Annotated in this window: 15 protein-coding genes, 3 tRNA genes and 1 pseudogene; 14 read left to right on the top strand and 5 right to left on the bottom strand. The window is 36.2% G+C overall.

The window, feature by feature from the left end; genetic code table 11:
• Together CLU97_RS22615 and CLU97_RS24150 are read right to left on the bottom strand one after the other, a co-directional pair.
• Positions 1 to 497, bottom strand: a pseudogene (locus CLU97_RS22615) (alpha-glucan family phosphorylase); the annotation flags it as partial.
• Positions 479 to 757: a hypothetical protein gene (locus CLU97_RS24150; RefSeq protein ID WP_228437913.1), complete on the bottom strand. Its 279-nt coding sequence runs from the start codon at positions 755 to 757 to the stop codon at positions 479 to 481. The pseudogene CLU97_RS22615 and the gene CLU97_RS24150, both read right to left, overlap by 19 nt.
• Positions 758 to 963: 206 nt before the next feature.
• Here CLU97_RS24150 and CLU97_RS22610 point away from each other — a divergent pair, with 206 nt between their 5' ends.
• The 5 genes from CLU97_RS22610 (at position 964) to CLU97_RS22590 (ending at position 7,720) form a co-directional block, all read left to right on the top strand.
• Positions 964 to 1,761 (top strand): hypothetical protein, encoded by a 798-nt coding sequence (locus CLU97_RS22610; protein ID WP_121490104.1) that lies wholly within the window; start codon positions 964 to 966, stop codon positions 1,759 to 1,761.
• 191 nt (positions 1,762 to 1,952) lie between these two features.
• The gene (locus tag CLU97_RS22605) at positions 1,953 to 4,055 is read left to right on the top strand and encodes a T9SS type B sorting domain-containing protein (RefSeq protein WP_121490103.1); all 2,103 of its coding nucleotides are present in this window, start codon (positions 1,953 to 1,955) and stop codon (positions 4,053 to 4,055) included.
• A gap of 88 nt (positions 4,056 to 4,143) precedes the next feature.
• Positions 4,144 to 4,734: a DUF1572 family protein gene (locus CLU97_RS22600; protein ID WP_121490102.1), complete on the top strand. Its 591-nt coding sequence runs from the start codon at positions 4,144 to 4,146 to the stop codon at positions 4,732 to 4,734.
• Positions 4,735 to 4,801: 67 nt separating this feature from the next.
• Positions 4,802 to 6,148 carry a tRNA (N(6)-L-threonylcarbamoyladenosine(37)-C(2))-methylthiotransferase MtaB gene (gene mtaB / locus CLU97_RS22595; RefSeq protein ID WP_121490101.1) on the top strand — a complete coding sequence of 449 codons (1,347 nt, stop codon included), beginning with the start codon at positions 4,802 to 4,804 and terminating at the stop codon, positions 6,146 to 6,148.
• A gap of 54 nt (positions 6,149 to 6,202) precedes the next feature.
• Complete coding sequence (locus CLU97_RS22590; protein ID WP_121490100.1) at positions 6,203 to 7,720, top strand: FMN-binding glutamate synthase family protein; 1,518 nt, start codon at positions 6,203 to 6,205, stop codon at positions 7,718 to 7,720.
• 74 nt (positions 7,721 to 7,794) lie between these two features.
• Here CLU97_RS22590 and CLU97_RS22585 read toward each other — a convergent pair whose 3' ends face one another.
• Positions 7,795 to 8,553, bottom strand: coding sequence for a hypothetical protein (locus CLU97_RS22585; protein WP_121490099.1), 759 nt, complete (start codon positions 8,551 to 8,553; stop codon positions 7,795 to 7,797).
• 55 nt (positions 8,554 to 8,608) lie between these two features.
• On the opposite strand from CLU97_RS22585, the gene CLU97_RS22580 reads away from it, so the two are divergent.
• Positions 8,609 to 9,046 carry an RNA-binding S4 domain-containing protein gene (locus CLU97_RS22580; protein ID WP_121490098.1) on the top strand — a complete coding sequence of 146 codons (438 nt, stop codon included), beginning with the start codon at positions 8,609 to 8,611 and terminating at the stop codon, positions 9,044 to 9,046.
• 17 nt (positions 9,047 to 9,063) lie between these two features.
• Here the strand turns inward: CLU97_RS22580 and CLU97_RS22575 are convergent, their stop codons facing one another.
• Positions 9,064 to 9,579 (bottom strand): shikimate kinase, encoded by a 516-nt coding sequence (locus CLU97_RS22575; RefSeq protein ID WP_121490120.1) that lies wholly within the window; start codon positions 9,577 to 9,579, stop codon positions 9,064 to 9,066.
• 115 nt (positions 9,580 to 9,694) lie between these two features.
• On the opposite strand from CLU97_RS22575, the gene CLU97_RS22570 reads away from it, so the two are divergent.
• The 3 genes from CLU97_RS22570 to CLU97_RS22560 all read left to right on the top strand — a co-directional run bounded on the left by CLU97_RS22570 (position 9,695) and on the right by CLU97_RS22560 (position 10,013).
• A tRNA-Lys gene (locus tag CLU97_RS22570) sits at positions 9,695 to 9,767 on the top strand.
• Positions 9,768 to 9,802: 35 nt separating this feature from the next.
• Positions 9,803 to 9,885, top strand: a tRNA-Leu gene (locus CLU97_RS22565).
• A 55-nt stretch (positions 9,886 to 9,940) separates the two neighbouring features.
• Positions 9,941 to 10,013, top strand: a tRNA-Lys gene (locus CLU97_RS22560).
• A gap of 186 nt (positions 10,014 to 10,199) precedes the next feature.
• Here CLU97_RS22560 and panC read toward each other — a convergent pair.
• The gene (gene panC / locus CLU97_RS22555) at positions 10,200 to 11,048 is read right to left on the bottom strand and encodes a pantoate--beta-alanine ligase (RefSeq protein WP_105704371.1); all 849 of its coding nucleotides are present in this window, start codon (positions 11,046 to 11,048) and stop codon (positions 10,200 to 10,202) included.
• A gap of 171 nt (positions 11,049 to 11,219) precedes the next feature.
• Here panC and CLU97_RS22550 point away from each other — a divergent pair, with 171 nt between their 5' ends.
• The 5 genes from CLU97_RS22550 (at position 11,220) to gldL (ending at position 17,810) form a co-directional block, all read left to right on the top strand.
• Entirely contained in the window at positions 11,220 to 11,990 is a 771-nt protein-coding gene (locus CLU97_RS22550; protein ID WP_121490097.1) for a glycogen/starch synthase, read from the top strand.
• 13 nt (positions 11,991 to 12,003) lie between these two features.
• Positions 12,004 to 13,641, top strand: coding sequence for a DUF4270 family protein (locus tag CLU97_RS22545; protein ID WP_121490096.1), 1,638 nt, complete (start codon positions 12,004 to 12,006; stop codon positions 13,639 to 13,641).
• Between the two features lie 30 nt (positions 13,642 to 13,671).
• Positions 13,672 to 15,525 carry a glutamine--fructose-6-phosphate transaminase (isomerizing) gene (gene glmS / locus CLU97_RS22540; RefSeq protein ID WP_121490095.1) on the top strand — a complete coding sequence of 618 codons (1,854 nt, stop codon included), beginning with the start codon at positions 13,672 to 13,674 and terminating at the stop codon, positions 15,523 to 15,525.
• A gap of 108 nt (positions 15,526 to 15,633) precedes the next feature.
• Positions 15,634 to 17,058, top strand: coding sequence for a gliding motility lipoprotein GldK (gene gldK / locus CLU97_RS22535; RefSeq protein WP_121490094.1), 1,425 nt, complete (start codon positions 15,634 to 15,636; stop codon positions 17,056 to 17,058).
• 53 nt (positions 17,059 to 17,111) lie between these two features.
• A complete protein-coding gene (gldL, locus tag CLU97_RS22530; protein ID WP_047382408.1) occupies positions 17,112 to 17,810 on the top strand; it encodes a gliding motility protein GldL in 699 nt (232 codons plus the stop codon).
• Positions 17,811 to 17,842 lie beyond the last annotated feature (32 nt).

Below are 17,842 nucleotides of genomic sequence, written 5' to 3'. Positions count from 1 at the left end.
AAACGGTCGTCGTTGGAACCTTCAATCTTTTTTACTTCTTCCATGCTGAAGCCGGAAAAATAAGACATGTCATAACACAGTTTGAAATTATGTTTTTCATTTCCTGCTTCTTCCGGTGTATGAGTGGTGAAAACCAGTTTTTCTCTGACCTTATTAAGATCGCCGTTATATTTTTTTAATAAATGAAAGGCCGCCGGAAGTCCATGAGCTTCGTTAAGATGGTAAACATCCCTTTCCACATTCAGCTCATCCAGTAATTTTGCGCCTCCTTTTCCCAAAAGGATATATTGTGCCAGTTTCGTAGACTCATTGGCATCGTATAATTTGTGGCAGATTGTTTTGGAAACGTGATCATTCTCCGGAACATCTGTAGAAAGGAAAAACATAGGTGCTGTATTGAAGGTCTCAGGATCAAGATACCATACTTTTACCCAAACCGGAGCACTGTGGATTTCTATTTGAAATTTTATTCCCGTATCTACAAGGAAGCTGTACATTTTTTTGTCCATACCGGCTGCAGCGTCTGATCATGATTTCTCGCCTGATCATAATAACCAAACTTCCATAATATACCGATTCCGATAAGATCCTGCTTTAGATTATAGGCACTTCTCATATGAGATCCTGCCAGAAAACCAAGCCCTCCCGAATATATTTTTAGCACTTGCTCAATAGCAAATTCCATAGAAAAATAGGCGGTTCTTGTGGAATACTGAGGGTTGATATTGTAAGGTACTCTGAAATTCTTAAAATCCATAAATAGATATTTGTGTTTATAAAAAGGCAAAGGTATTAATTATGAAAGTAAACTTTACATTAATTAACAGATAAATTAACGGTAAAACTGGATATTGAATTGTTTTTTTACTTACCTTTAAGTGTGTAAATTTTTGATTATCAAAAACTTTTAACGATGAAAGCCCATGGCTGCATGTGTTCTTTAATTAAATAAAAAAATCACACATGAAAAAGACGTTTTCTGAGGAAGATCTGATAAAGAATCTAAGCTTATACTACCTGAATCGGCATTTGAAAAAAAAGCCCATGGAAAAGTATCACCGTACGATAGACGAATCTCCACTTCATGACCGTGAAAAGTACAGAAAGAAATCTGAGATTCTTCTTCTCAACTCTTTTATGCATCATTTCCCCGATGTGAAATTTGAAAACCTTACCTGCGAAAGTCCGGACTTTATCGCAAAGCTAAACGACAAAAAAATCGGAATTGAATTGACCGAAGTAATCAACCATCTGGAAATGAAAAAGGTGGAAAGTACTTTGAACAAGATGTTCCGTCAGGCAGAAATATTATTAGAACAGGAAGACACTACGAAATATCGTGGTGTTTATTTTTTAGAATTCCACCCGGAAACAAAATTTGATAACCTGGAAGCCCAGCAGGAAAATATCATTAATATTTATAAAAGCATAAAAAAGAATAAAGCGATAGGTTGCGTGAAAAGCATCAGGAAATCTTTCCATCGCAGAAACGTTTTTATCACCCACGAATATAATATGAATCTTTTTGATGAACTCTGCTCGGAAAAGATTCTCGAACTCATCGAAAAGAAAAATGAAAAATTTCCTTACTATGATACTTCTGTGGATGAATGCTGGCTGGTAATTGTTTCGGATATGAATTCTATTGCTTCCAGATATACATTTATTCAGGATAAAGAACATCTGAAAGAAGTAAAAAGCCCTTTTCATAAAATATTTCACCTGGAAAATCTATGTGGGAATATTACCAGTATTAAATAAAGTTTTGTTTGGTTATTCTTCTGTTTAATTTAGAATAATATGAATAATATTAAATTATTTAGTGTTTTAATTTAAAATAGTTTAAAATTATTTCGATTTTATTGTTTGTAATTAAAATATAGGTATATTTGTTGTACGTTGAATATCAATATGATGTATAGCTAATAAACCACAACAAAAACATATAATCTATGAGAAAACTTTTACTATTTATACTTTTGTGTATTTCCCATGCCTATTATTCTCAGGCAGATTGTGCTACAGCACTTTCAGTTTGTGGAAACTCAAATATCACTTATAGCCCTACAGGATATGGTAACATAAAAGAATTGGTAAATTCCGGAAGTTGTATAGATTTCACTGGAGAGCACAATTCCATTTGGTATAAAATTACAATTGCCACCGGAGGAACGCTTACTTTTGATCTGGTTCCGAATAATCCGGATGCCGATTACGACTGGGCTATTTTTGGTCCCAATGTAACCTGTGGAAGCTTGGGGTCTCCAATACGTTGTAACGCTGCAACGGTTATCGGGCCTGGTCCTGCCACGGGATTAAATATGACGAGTACGCTTTTAAGTGCAGCCGGAGGTTCTCTGACTCCTTATTGTAAATATCTGGATGTTTTGCCGGGACAAACATATTATTTGTTTATAGATAACTGGGTAAGCAGTACAAGTTCTACCACAGCTCCGTTTTCTTTAACATGGGGCGGAACAGCCACGCTGGCTTCTCCATTTACAGACCCTAATATTCAGACACAGCCATTTATTCCCCCGGGAATTCCGGCTGCAAATCCGGCAGATCCAAGAGAAGTGGTAATTTGTTCTCCTACCGCTTTATTTGATTTTTCTACATTGTCTGGGGGGATTCTGAACGGAAACCAGAACTTTAATGTGAGTTATCATCTGACTCAGAATGATGCTTTAACGGGAAATAATCCGATTACAGCTCCTATAACTGTAAATACAACTACAGTTTATTATTACAGTATCAATTATACCGATCCCACGAACGCAACCAATCCGCTTAATAAATGTAAACAGGTTGGAACATTTAAATTCAAAAACGGAGCTATTACGGCTAAAAATGTAACGTTAACTGCCTGTAACAATAACAATGCAGGGACGGCTTTATTTGATTTAACAACCGCAGACGTTATTGCCAACCCGAATGTTACGAAGAAATATTATCACACGATGGCGGATCTTAATGCCGGTACCAATGAAATTACCACTCCAATGGCATTTGTTTCTGCGGAAGGTGTTATTTATGTGAAAATAATCTCGGAGTTTGGCTGTATTGCAATTGCACAGATTACCCTGCAGTTTAATCCGGTAGTGGTAGTGAATGAAGTCACGTTGAGATCATGTTTCATCGAAGCTAATCCATCCACAGCCTCTTTCAATCTTGTGAATGCCTCAGTAACAGGTCAGACAAATCCTACCAAGAAATATTATCCCTCATTGTCAGACGCGGTTAATCAGACTAATGAAATTCTGAATGCCAATAATTATATTGCCCCTAATGGATTTGTGTATGTAAGAGTTTCCAATGCGCAGGGATGTTATGCGGTAGCCAGAATTACTTTGGCAGTGATTCCGCCTGTATATTCTGATACGCTTAAAGATGTAACCATTTGTGCAGAAGATCAGACAACGCTGGATGCAGGAGCCGGATTTAAAAGCTATGAATGGAGTACAGGAGCTACGACAAGAACAATCAAAGTTGGAATCGGAGTGTATTGGGTAAAACTGAAAACCGGAGAATGTATTACAACACAAACTGTAAAAGTGCTTCCTTCTGATCAGCCTGTAGTTTCCGGTATTGATATTTCAAATAATACCATTACCATATCCGTAATAGGAGGAAATCCGGCTTATAAATATTCCATTGATAATATTATCTGGCAGGATTCTAATGTTTTCAATAATCTTTCAAGAGGAGATCATAAAGTATATGTAAAAGATGCTTACGACTGTGATCCGATAGAAATAGGAATTGTAGTACCCAATTTAATTAATGTGATTACCCCTAATGCCGATGGAATAAATGATGTGATTGATTATTCTGCACTGGCCAACAAACAAAACCTGATCATGAATGTTTTTGACCGATACGGAAATAAAATCTTTCAGGCAGACAGGTCAAATGGCTATAAATGGGATGGTACTCAGGGCGGAAGAAGAGTTCCTACCGGAACATACTGGTATTCTATTACATGGAATGAAAATGATAAGAAGAATACGCCAATCAAATTTACCGGTTGGGTATTAGTGAAAAACAGAGAATAACAATCAATAAAATACATAGATAAAACCACTTCATCTGAGGTGGTTTTATTTTTTTTAAGTTATTAAATTAGACAGCAAAATAGAAAGAATGAAAGACCTGTTTGTAAAACGTTTTGAATATTATAAATCGCTTGGTGATAAGACATTTGACCAGCTTACGGATGATCAGATGTTCTGGCAGTACAATGAAGAAAGTAATTCTATTGCCGTCATTGTAAAACATCTGGCAGGAAATATGCTGTCGAGGTGGACTAATTTCCTGACAGAAGACGGAGAAAAATCCTGGCGTAACCGTGACGGAGAGTTTGTCAATACCTTTACCACCAAAGAACAGGTTCTTGATTTTTGGGAACAGGGCTGGAAATGTTTTTTTGATGCCCTTGAAAAGATAAATGATGATAATCTCTACTCGACAACATATATCAGAGGAGAAGCACATCCGGTAATTGATGCTGTTCTGAGGCAGCTGGCTCATTACCCATATCATATCGGTCAGATTGTTTATATCGCAAAAATGATAAAAAATGAAGATTGGAATACATTGTCCATTGCCAGAAACCGTTCTCAGGAATTTAATGCAGAAATGAAAAACAAACTTTCAGATAAAGAACCGGAAGCTAATTCATCACCCGTCTGCTTTCAAAACAGCCCTGAAGTAAGGGATGAATATAAAGAATAGATTCAATCAATCTTGCATTCTTATTAAAATTACTATCTTTGCACCCATTAAAATTCAGGAGTAACTAATGTCTACTTTTCACAGAACTGCCGCGTTTCATACACTTGGCTGCAAATTAAACTTTGCAGAAACATCTACTATTGCCCGTCAATTAACAGATGCAGGTTATGATAAGGTAGGTTTTGATGATAAAGCGAATGTGTATGTTATCAATACGTGTTCTGTGACAGAAAATGCTGACCGTGAATGTAAACTTCACGTAAAAAGAGCTATGAAAGCCAATCCGGAAGGGCTGGTCGTAATTGTAGGATGTTATGCACAGTTAAAGCCTGAAGAAATTTCACAGATTGAAGGAGTTGACCTTGTTTTGGGGGCAAAAGAAAAATTCAATATTCTAAGCTACCTTGATGATTTGGAAAAATCAGAAAGCGAGGGAGTTGTTCATTCATGTGAAATTGAAGAAACCGATTTCTTTATCGGAAGTTATTCTATTGGAGACAGAACCAGAGCTTTCCTGAAAGTACAGGATGGCTGTGACTATAAATGTACTTATTGTACCATTCCGTTAGCCAGAGGAATTTCTCGTTCTGATACTATTGAAAACGTTCTTAAAAATGCCACTGAAATTGCTGCAAAAGACATTAAAGAAATTGTTCTTACGGGTGTAAATATTGGTGATTATGGTAAAGGAGAGTTTGGAAATAAAAGACACGAGCATACATTCCTTGATCTTATTTCAGAATTGGATAAAGTAGAAGGCATCGAAAGAATCCGTATATCTTCTATTGAACCTAATCTTCTAAAAGATGAAAGTATAGAGCTGGTTTCTAAAAGTAAAAGCTTTGTTCCGCATTTTCATATCCCGCTACAGTCCGGAAGCGATGATCTTTTGAAAAAGATGAAACGCCGTTACCTGACAAAACTGTACAATGACAGAGTTAACAAGATCCGTGAGGTAATGCCTGACGCGGCTATAGGTGTGGACGTTATTGTAGGATTCCCGGGAGAAACAGAGGAATTATTTATGGAAACTTATAATTTCCTTAATAAACTTCCTATTACTTACCTTCACGTATTTACCTATTCAGAAAGAGAAAATACGGAGGCTGCTGCAATGGACGGTATTGTTCCGATACCTGAAAGAAAAAAACGTAATAAAATGCTGAGAATTCTTTCTGAAAAGAAGAAAATGGCATTCTATCAGACACAACTTGGAAAAATGCTTCCTGTTCTTTGGGAGCACGAAAATAAAGACGGGAAAATGTTTGGCTTCACAGAAAACTATGTAAGAGTCCAGAAAGATTTTGATCCTGCATCCATCAATCAAATTGAATTTCTAAATTTAGAAAAAATCCTGTCAGATGGCACGGTTTCTGTGCAATCTTCTTACCAAAGTTTTTTAGCAAAAGCATAGGCTCTTTGCAAAAATTCTACTAAATTTATTTTTAAACTTTTAAATACTACATTCATGAGAGATAAGTTTTTATCTTGGGGAATTGTATTAGTAGCTGCTACATGGATTATAGCACTGCTGATCAGAGCGCATTACTGGATACCAACGCTGTTATCCGCCATCTATGCATTGGGTGTTTACAATGCTTACCAATCGAAACATGCTATTTTGAGGAACTTTCCTGTATTGGGGTACTTCAGGTATTTTTTCGAAAGTATTTCACCCGAAATGCAGCAATACTTTATTGAAAGGGAAACAGACGGGAAGCCATTTCCAAGAAATCAGCGTTCTGCAGTATACAGACGTGCAAAAAATTTAAGTGATACTGTAGCTTTTGGTACACAGCTGGAAGTAAATCACAGAAAATATGAAGGAATCAAGCATTCTATTTATGCCAAATCACCATCAGAAGAGCTTCCAAGAGTTTGGGTAGGAGGAGAGCAGTGTACACAGCCTTATCATGCGTCATTATTCAATATTTCAGCAATGAGTTTCGGGGCATTGAGTGACAGAGCGCAAATTTCATTAAACAGAGGAGCTAAAAAAGGAAATTTTTATCATAACACAGGAGAAGGAGGAATTTCACCTCACCACATGGAAGGGGGAGACCTTTGCTGGCAGATCGGGACAGGATATTTCGGATGCCGTGATGAAGAAGGAAAATTCAATCCTGAACTATTCACAAAATATTCTAACCTTCCAAATGTGAAAATGATCGAGATCAAATTATCACAGGGAGCAAAACCAGGACACGGAGGAGTACTTCCGGGTGTAAAGAACACTCCGGAAATTGCAGCCATCCGTCACGTAACACCGGGTATGACTGTTATTTCACCACCATCACACACTTCATTCTCAGACGCTGCAGGATTGTTGAGGTTCGTACAGCATCTGAGAGAACTTTCAGGAGGAAAGCCTGTCGGATTTAAATTATGTATTGGAGATACCAAAGAATTTGAAGATATCTGCGTTCAGATGAATGTACTGAAAATTTACCCAGACTTTATTACGATAGATGGTGCAGAAGGAGGAACGGGAGCAGCTCCGCCAGAGTTTTCAGATGGAGTAGGAATGCCATTGGAACCTGCTTTGATCTTTGTCAACAGAACACTTAATAATTACAACGTAAGAAATAAATTAAGAGTAATTGCCAGCGGTAAAGTTCTTACCAGTCTTGATATTCTTAGAGCTATTTCAATGGGTGCAGATATGTGTAACAATGCCAGAGGTTTCATGTTCTCTTTAGGATGTATTCAGGCGTTAAGATGCAACACAAACAACTGTCCTACAGGAGTGGCTACACAAGATAAAATGCTTATTAAAGGACTTGATGTGACTGATAAGGCCGAAAGAGTATATCACTTCCACAAAAATACACTTCATACCTGTAACGAGCTGATTGCGGCTGCGGGAAGAAGTTCTTATGAAGAAGTAGATGCAACCATGTTTATGAGAGGAGATGAGTTCGATCACCTTGCAGACCTTTACTTTCCGGATATTTTAGGAAATGTAAAACAGAAAGCAAGATCTTAAACTGATCAAATATCAATATAAATAAACCCCGCAATAATCATTGCGGGGTTTTTATGTTATTTAAATTTTGAGGCTTATGGTCTGGTTGTTCTGTTATATACCTGGAAGTTGAAAACAAAAGTTTTATTTCTTAATGAAATTACCTGGCTGTAACCTGGATAATTATACGGGAAATAAGGATCTCTTGCGAAAGCAGCTCTCGAAGGAACAATAATTACTCCCTGTAGATTATATGGTAATTCAGTAGCATAGTTATTAAATGCTTTAAATTTTTGCAATGCTTCACTGAATCCTTCAATCTCATAGTAACTTCTTTGTTTTGCAGCATCAGTAGTTGCATTGGTAATCAATGGATCATTGGGTGCAGTATAATAGAATTTAGGATCTACTGCAGGAATTCCGGTTCCGTTGATGGTATTCATGAAATCTGTAGCAGCAGTAAATGAAGACTGTCCGTCTGTATTGATCGCCAGATAAGTAGTCGCTTTCATCATTACTTTAAGAATATCTGTGCTACCAATTACTTGCTCATCTGCTGGTGAAGGCTGAGCTCCATTTCTAACAATATAGATTGTTCCTGAAGGAAGTGTTACAGGATTCAGCTCAGATAATTTCTTTTCGGTATCATCTGAAGTATCTGTGGAACTAAAAGCTTTTATATTTCCCTGCGCATCCAGATAATTTTCATCCATAAATTTCTTAATGGCTTGATCATCATAGGTGTTTTGAGTATTAATGTCTTCCGGCTCTACATAGGTTGACACATCATCATCTTTCTTACAAGCAGAAAAACACAAAGATCCTGCAAGGATATATAAAAATATTTTTTTCATTTCAAAAAACTTTAATTACTTTACAAATAATATAACGGCAAAAGTATAAAAAATTATGAGAATAGATAAATTTTTATGGAGCATTCGTTTTTATAAGACGAGAAGTATTGCAGCAGAGGAGATTAAAAAGAATAGAGTTTCTATAGGAACGTCTGCCGTAAAGTCATCTAAAGAGGTAAAAGAAGGAGATACTATTAAAATCCGTAAGAATCAGATTGATTATAAAATAAAGGTAATTCAGATTCCGAAAAGCAGGATAGGGGCCAAATTGGTTTCGCTTCACATACAGGATGTAACAGATAAAGAGCAGTACGAATTATTGAAACTTCGTAAAATGTCACAAGACTATTACAGAAATAAAGGCGAAGGAAGACCTACCAAAAAAGACAGAAGGGAGATGGACGATTATGTGGGAAATGATATTGATTCTGATTTTACAGACTGGGATGATTTCTTTGGTGAGACAGGTAATGAAGACGAAAACGAAGATTAAAATAACAATGAAAAGCTCTAGAGATAGAGCTTTTCTATTATTTCTGTCACAATGTCTTCCGGTTCTCTGGAGTCTGTACCTACCGTGAATTGTGCTTTACTGTAAAACTGATTTCTCTCAAATAAATGTTTCGCAATGAATTCCGGGAGGTCTTCATCAGAAATATTGGCAACCAAAGGTCTTTTTTCTTTCTGTTTTGAAAGTCTTTCTACCAATGTTCCTATCGAAGTCCTTAAAAATACACTTTTGGAATTATGATTAATGATCTCCATATTATTATAATATACCGGAGTTCCTCCACCAAGGCTTAAAACTACATTCTCATGAGACGCCAATATCTCTTCTAAGGCCTCTCTTTCCAGCTTTCTAAAGTAAATTTCACCCTTTTTTTCAAATATTTCCGGGATGGTTAATTTATTTCTTCTGGAAATCTCTTTATCGAGGTCAATTAATTTAAAATTGATTTTTTCGCTTAATATTTTGGAAATGTGAGATTTGCCACTTCCCATGTATCCGATCAATGAAATTACCATGAAATTTTTTTTAACAAATTTGCGAAAAAGTTTTGAGATAAAGAAAAAAGTCATATCTTTGCACCACTTAAAACAAGGGACATTACTTAAATGAAAACTTGTTGTACAAGTGGCCGACTCGGTAGCTCAGCTGGTAGAGCAATACACTTTTAATGTATGGGTCCTGGGTTCGAATCCCAGCCGGGTCACTAGCAATAAATATTACTTATTTTGTAATTTTATTGCCTGCGTGGTGAAATTGGTAGACACGCCATCTTGAGGGGGTGGTTTCCTAAGGATGTGCTGGTTCGAGTCCAGTCGCAGGCACTGCAAAGAAAATTTTATAATTAATATTGAAATTTATTTCATTTTAATTGTGGCCGACTCGGTAGCTCAGCTGGTAGAGCAATACACTTTTAATGTATGGGTCCTGGGTTCGAATCCCAGCCGGGTCACAAGTTTACTGAAAAGTAAATTTTTTTCATATTAATATTTTGTGATTTGGTGTTTCAAAGGCTTCCTTCAGGAGGCCTTTGATTTTTGTATGGATATTCAATAAAGCAATAAGAATTATTATAAATAAAAAAACTCTGACAACAGCCGTCAGAGTTTTTGTTTTTATAACTATATAGGGTATCATTTTAATCCAAATGCATGTTGTCAATTAATCTTACACCATCCACTACTACTACAATAAACGCCCTGAAATTTCTGTCTTTGTAGAAAAAATCTGTTTCCTGTAATGTGTTTTCGTCGGCAATCAGAAAATATTCAAGTTTCATACCCTGCTGATCATCAAAAATATCAGTTACTCTTTCTTTTATTTCAGGTATGGTAACTGTTCTGAACCAGTCATTCACTTTATTTAGGGTTTCATAAATAAGTTTTGAAGCTTCTTTCCTGTCTTCATGCAGTCTTTGGTTTCTAGAACTTAATGCAAGTCCGTTTTCTGCTCTGTAGATAGGAACTCCAGTTATCTTAACGGGAAGGTGTTTTTTCTCTACCATTTTTTTAATAATAGCAAGCTGTTGGAAATCTTTTTCTCCAAAATAAGCACTGTCAGGCTGTACCTGTCTGAATAGCTCTTCTACCACAGTTCCTACACCGTCAAAATGCCCTGGTCTTGATTTTCCCTCCATTTCATTCTCTAATCCGTCAAAATCATAATGCTGGCTTTCAGTTTTTTCAGGGTAAATATCTGCTACCTCAGGAATGTAAACAGCATCCACAAGCCCTGAATTCTGAAGAATAAGGATATCTCTGTTGATATCTCTCGGGTATTTTTCAAGATCTTCAGGATTGTTGAACTGGGTTGGATTTACAAAAATTGAAGAAATAACAAGATCATTTTCTTTTCTTGCCTCCTCATACAGAGAAAGATGGCCTTTGTGCAAAGCGCCCATAGTAGGAGCAAAGCCAATTCTTTTTCCCATTTCTTTCTGTCTTTCAATGAAATCCTGAAGGACTTTCCTGTTTTTTATAACTTCCATAGTTTATTTTAATACTATTTCAAAAATACTAAAAATATCGTATAATAATATGTACTATTAATAATTTGAGAAAGGGAATTTTCGTAAAAAAATGTTAATTAAAATAATGTTGGATGTTTTTTTGTAATTTTGCACATTAAAGCATTTTTACAAAAATTAGATAGAAAGTTTATGCCGAATCAAAAAATACTGTACATTACTACAGAGATGTATCCATATCAGGAAGACACAAATATGGCTGCAGTGGTAAACAAAATGGCACTTAAGATGCACCAAGAAGGCAATGATGTAAGAGTTTTTATGCCAAGATTTGGACAAATAAGTGAGAGAAAGTTCCAGCTTCATGAGGTAATCCGCCTTTCAGGTATGAATATCATCATTAATGATCTGGATCAGCCTCTGATCATTAAAGTAGCGTCTCTTCCGGGGGAAAGACTTCAGGTTTACTTTATTGACAATGAAGAATACTTCAAAAGAAAACAATATTATTTCGATGACGAAGGAAACCCTTTCGAAGATAATGATGAAAGAGCTATTTTCTTTGCAAGAGGGGTTATTGAAACTATTAAGAAGCTGAACTGGGTTCCGGATGTTATCCATTTGAACGGATGGATGTCTTCTTTTGTTCCAATTTATCTTAAAACTTACTACGAATCAGATACTTATTTCAAAGACGCAAAAATTGTACTTTCTCTTTACAATGAGAAAGATGCTGATCTGAATAAAAAGATCGACGAAAAATTACAGTTTGATAATATTTCAGGATTAAAAGCGTTAGATAATCCAACAATTAAAAGTTTTGTTATCGAAAGTATGAACTATGTAAATGCCGTTGTGAAAGGTGACGAGTTTCTGGATGAAGATCTGGATAAGGCTTTCAATGAAACAGCAACCGAAAAATCGGAATATCTTGACGTAGATTCTATTAATCAACTTTATTAAAAACACATTTTTAATGACTCATACTCTTAAAAGGACCTTCGCCATGCTTTTATTGGCGATTTTCGGAAGTACAATCCTTTATAACTGTGAACCTGATCCGGATTCTCTTGGTGAGCAGTTGTTTAATAATGACGCAGCACAAGGTAATGAAATTTCATATGACGTTATTGCGTACAACTATAATAATAATGACTCTATCCGAAGTGATGCTGCCAGATTAATCAGTGGATTGAATGAAAGCGGTGGAGCTTTAACCGTGGGTGTTCTTGGAGCATTTACAGAAAGCCAGTTCGGAATGCAGAGAGCTTCTTACCTTACTCAGCTAAGAATGCCTGTAGATAATTACGACTTCAACGGGGCAAATCCAAAAGTAGACTCTGTAGTTCTTGTCATAAAACCACCAGCGAACACTACTTCCAATACCTATTACTTTGAAGGGGATTCATTAAAAACAAATACATACGCAAAAACTGATTTCCCGGTAGACGGAGTAGCTACGGAGGTTTCTATTGAAAAGAAAATATATCCTGTTCGTAAATACGGTAAAATAGGAGGTGGTTCAAAATCCATGAAGATCAATGTACATGAGATTACTACATTCCTGGATTCGAATGATGATAGTTTCAAGCGTTCCAATAAAACGGTAAGTACTGGAGAATTGTTAGGGTCAGGAGTATTTGACGGTAATATAAATACAATTTCTGTTACGAAGAAATCTGATAACTCAGTAGTATTTACAGGAGATCTTGGATACAGACTGAAACTGAGCAATACAGATTTTTTCCAGACACATATTCTTGATAAAAAAGGAAAGCCTGAGCTTCAGGATGCTTCCAACTTTATCAGATATTTCAAAGGAATCAGAATTTCTGTGGATGAAACTGATAAATATCTTTACCAGTTCTCTCCTAATGACCTTCAGCTTATCATGTATTATAAATACGATAAAGTAGATAACGGAACCACTACAAGACCACAAACAACACTTGTTTTCAATGTAGGAGGTCTTAATGCTCACATCGGACAATATGAATACGATAGAAGCGGGACGCCATCTGCAAATGCATTAGCATCTATTAATACTACTGATGGAGACGCAAAACTTTATGTTCAGGGAATGGGAGGTCCTTCTGCGATCGTAAAAATTCCTGATGCTACAATTGCAGCTCTCAGAGATATCTATAATAAAGATAAAGCAGGTATTTTAAGTGCTAAGATCAGAGTGTATTTAGATCCGGCTAGCTGGAAAAATACCAACTCAACAGAAGACCGCAGATTTACAATAAACCCATTGACGGATACTCCTGTTAATTTCTCAAAATTGATCTTTACATCAGACTTAACAGCCGGACTTGGTTTATATAATTATAACATAGATAAAGGGTACTATGATTTTATAGTAACAAAAACCGTTAAAGATCTTGTTGAAGGGAAAAAGGAAAAGGATTCACAAGGAAATGAGACCCTAATACCTAACAGACCACTATGGATCAGCGCAGGAACATTCGCAGCAAATGCTACAGGAGCTCTTTTAGGAGTTCGTAATACAACAAGAGCATTTGATATGAACAGAGTTATTTTTACAGGTTCATTAGACAAAACAAATGCGAACAGAGTTCAGCTTAAAGTGACTTACGCCACAAAAAAATAAATACAATAAAAAAACACTAGACAAAATAATATGTGCGGAATAGTAGGATATACAGGTTTTCAAGACGCTTACGAAATTGTAATCAATGGTCTTAGAAGATTAGAATATAGAGGGTATGACAGTGCCGGAATTGTTTTAGAAAGTTCAGACAATAAACTTGAAGTAGAGAAAACAAAAGGTAAGGTTGAGGATTTGGTGAATATTTCAAAAAATTTAAAAGGAACAGCCAAAATTGGTATGGGACACACCCGTTGGGCTACCCATGGAGTTCCAAGTGACAGAAATTCCCACCCGCATTTGTCAAATAATGGAAAAATAGCAATTGTACATAATGGTATTATAGAAAACTATGATACCATAAAAACAATGCTTACTGAAAAAGGATTTACTTTCAAATCAGAAACAGATACAGAAGTATTGGTAAACCTTATCCAGTATTTTATGGATCTTAATACAGAAATGGATTTCCCTACTGCGGTAAGATATGCATTGAATGAGGTATACGGAGCATATGCTATCACTGTACTTCATGAAGATGATCCGGGAGTATTGGTAGTAGGAAGATTAGGTTCTCCTTTGGCAATCGGAATCGGAGAAAAAGAATATTTCATCGCCTCTGATGCATCTCCTTTCGTAGAATTTACCAAAGAAGCTATTTATCTTGAAGAAGGACACATGGCGACTATCTCTCTTGAAAAAGGAGTAGATATCAGAACCATCAATGATAACTCTAAAATTGAGCCGGAAATTCAGGAGCTTAAATTAAGCCTTGAGCAGATTGAAAAAGGTGGATATGAGCACTTCATGCTTAAAGAAATCTTTGAACAGCCTAAATCTGTGCACGATACCATGAGAGGTAGACTTCTTGTAGATGAAGGAGTGATCAAAATGGCTGGAATCTGGGATCATGTTGAAAGATTCAAAAACGCCAACAGAATTATCATTATTGCCTGTGGTACTTCCTGGCACGCAGGTCTTATCGGAGAATATCTGATAGAAGAATATGCAAGAATCCCTGTAGAGGTGGAATATGCTTCAGAATTCCGATACAGAAACCCAATCATTACAGATAAAGATGTAGTAATTGCCATTTCTCAGTCCGGGGAAACAGCTGATACAATGGCTGCTTTAAAGCTGGCAAAAGAAAAAGGAGCATTTATATATGGTATATGTAATGTAGTAGATTCTTCCATTGCAAGAATTACGGATGCAGGTTCATATACACATGCTGGTCCTGAAATTGGTGTTGCTTCTACAAAAGCATTCACAGCACAGCTTACAATCCTTACTTTAATTGCATTTAAACTAGGAAAACACAACGGAAACTTAGGAAACGCTGAATTTATGAGCTTAATTTCTGAGCTTGATGCTATTCCTAAGAAAATTGAAGAAGTGCTGAATACGACCCACGAGCTGACGCAGAATATTGCAAAAGATTTTGTGAAAGCTACAAACTTCCTTTATTTAGGGAGAGGATACAATTATCCTGCTGCCTTAGAGGGAGCGTTAAAATTAAAAGAAATTTCTTACATCCATGCAGAAGGATATCCGGCTGCAGAAATGAAGCACGGTCCTATTGCCCTGATCGACGAAAATATGCCAATTGTAATTATAGCACCTAAAAAAGGCCACTATGATAAAATTGTAAGTAACGTTCAGGAAATTAAAGCGAGAAAAGGAAAAATTATCGCCGTAGTTAACAAAGGAGACCGTCAGGTAAGCGCAATGGCAGATTATGTTATTGAAATTCCTGAAACTTCAGAGTGTTTCTCACCAATCGTTGCTTCCGTACCTTTACAACTGCTTGCTTATTACATAGCAGTATATAGAGGTGCCAACGTAGACCAACCTAGAAACCTTGCAAAATCTGTTACTGTGGAATAAAAAGTTGTTGTAAATAAAATAAATTTAGATTTCTTCCGTTATTTCAAAAAAAATCTTAAAAGTTTCTTAAAAAAATTATATATTTACGGCTTAATTATAAAAATTAACATGAAAAGGATATTTCTTTTATTATTGTCTGCGTCGGTAGCATCGGTATCTTGTTCAGGTGGTGGCAGCTCTTCTGTAGGGAAGCCAGGAACAAAAGGAGAATTGATACCAAGAGAAAAAACTAAATCATTTGTTGCGGAAAGACCATACGGAATGGTCGCAATTCCTGCAGGTTCATTTGTTGCTGGTTTAGCAGACCAGGATCCAACAAATACTCCTGAAAAAGCAGCATTGAAGACTGTTACTGTTTCTTCTTTCTTCATGGATGAAGCAGAAACTACCAACTCGGAGTACAGAGTATTTATCAATTATGTAAGAGACTCTATTGCGAGAACTTTACTAGCTGAAGCTGCCGGAGAAGGTGGTGACGAAGGCGGACGTAAAGGTGCAGCAATAGGAGATTATGCATATCTTGCTAAAAAAGAAGAAAATTTAACACCTTATCAAGAATATATGGAAGGCCAGGGTGGCCGTGAAGACGGAGGATATGATGCAAGCAAAAGATTAGATTGGAAAATTCCTTTACACTGGAGTACTACAAAATATCCAGATGTAGAATACGCAGAGGTTTTGGAGTCTATGTATCTGCCTTCTTCTTCAAGAATTGGAAACGAAAGAATTTTAGATGTAAGTAAGCTGAAATATACTTACCGTTGGGGAGATATGGACGCTGCTGTTGCAGATAACGAAAGAGGAGCTAATTACCTGAAAAGCGAAAGTATCGCGATCTATCCTGATACTACGGTTTGGGTAAAAGATTTCCACTTTGCTTACAATGAGCCATTGTTTGAACAGTATTTCTGGCACAAAGCGTACAAAGACTACCCTGTAGTTGGAGTAACCTGGGATCAGGCAAGAGCTTATTGTAACTTCAGATCTAAATTGAAAACAGATTACAACGAAAGTTTAAAAAGAAAAAAACAAAGACCATTAGAGTTCCGTCTTCCAACTGAAACAGAATGGGAATATGCCGCAAGAGGAGGTATGCAAAATGCTACTTATCCTTGGGGAGGTCCATATTTAATGGATGACAGAGGTTGTTACCTTGCCAACTTCAAACCGAAGAGAGGTAATTACATGGAAGACGAGAAAAAAGGTACTTATACATATACAGCTCCAGTTAAGAAATTTAAGAAAAATGGGTTTGGGTTATTTGATATGGCTGGAAACGTTTCTGAGTGGACATTATCTTCGTTTAACAATTCCTCAGCTGGATTCTCTTCTACACTAAATCCTTCTACTAAAGATAAAAAGGATACGAAGAAATCTGTAAGAGGTGGATCTTGGAAAGATATAGGATATGCCCTGATGACAGGTGCTAGAGATTGGGAAAGAAAAGATTCCGCAAGAAGCTATATCGGATTCAGAACTGTACAGGATATTCCTGAAGCAGCTGTTAAACCAAGAAGAGTTAACAGAAATTAATCAGACAATTTTTCAATAACAATTTTATTTAACATTAAAAAAACTAACTCAATATGTTTAAGACTAAAGATGCTTGGATGAATTTCTTTTATTCATTCGGTGCTGCAATTGTAATTCTTGGAGCTTGGCTTAAAATTACTCACATTACCTTGGGACCAATTAACGGGAATATCGCTCTTACCGTAGGGCTTATTACTGAGGCAATTATCTTTATCATTTTTGCATTTGACCCTCCAAAATCAGAAGAGTCTTATGCTTGGGAAAATGTTTATCCTGAGTTATTAGATAAACATGCTAACCCGAATCCTCTACACTCTAATGTTTCTTCTAGAAATAATAATGCTGCAGCTCAATTTGCTGAATTAGAAAACTCTCTTTCAACCAAATTGGACAAAATGCTTGAAGATGCCAGATTAGATGTGCAATTATTTGAAAGACTAAGAACAGGAATTGATAAATTCTCAAACTCTGTTGATCAAATCAACCAAACTGTTGACGTATCTGCTTCTACACATAAATATAATGACCAATTGAACAAAGCTGCACAGCATATGGAAAGCATGAATGCTCTTTATGCAATGCAACTTGAAAGCGGTAAAAAACAGTCAGAATTTGCTAATAAATATGTAGCAGATATGCAGAAATCTGCAGAACACTCTGAGAAATTCAACCAAGAGCTACAAGGTTTAACATCTAATCTTAATAACTTAAATAGAGTTTATGGTGGTATGCTAACTGCTATGAAGTCTTAATTCCTAACCATTTCTAAATTTAACTACTTAAT

The organism is Chryseobacterium sp. 7 (assembly GCF_003663845.1).
Taxonomy (GTDB): domain Bacteria; phylum Bacteroidota; class Bacteroidia; order Flavobacteriales; family Weeksellaceae; genus Chryseobacterium.
Note: the sequence above shows the minus strand (reverse complement) of the source record. Positions and strands in the feature narration are given on the sequence as shown.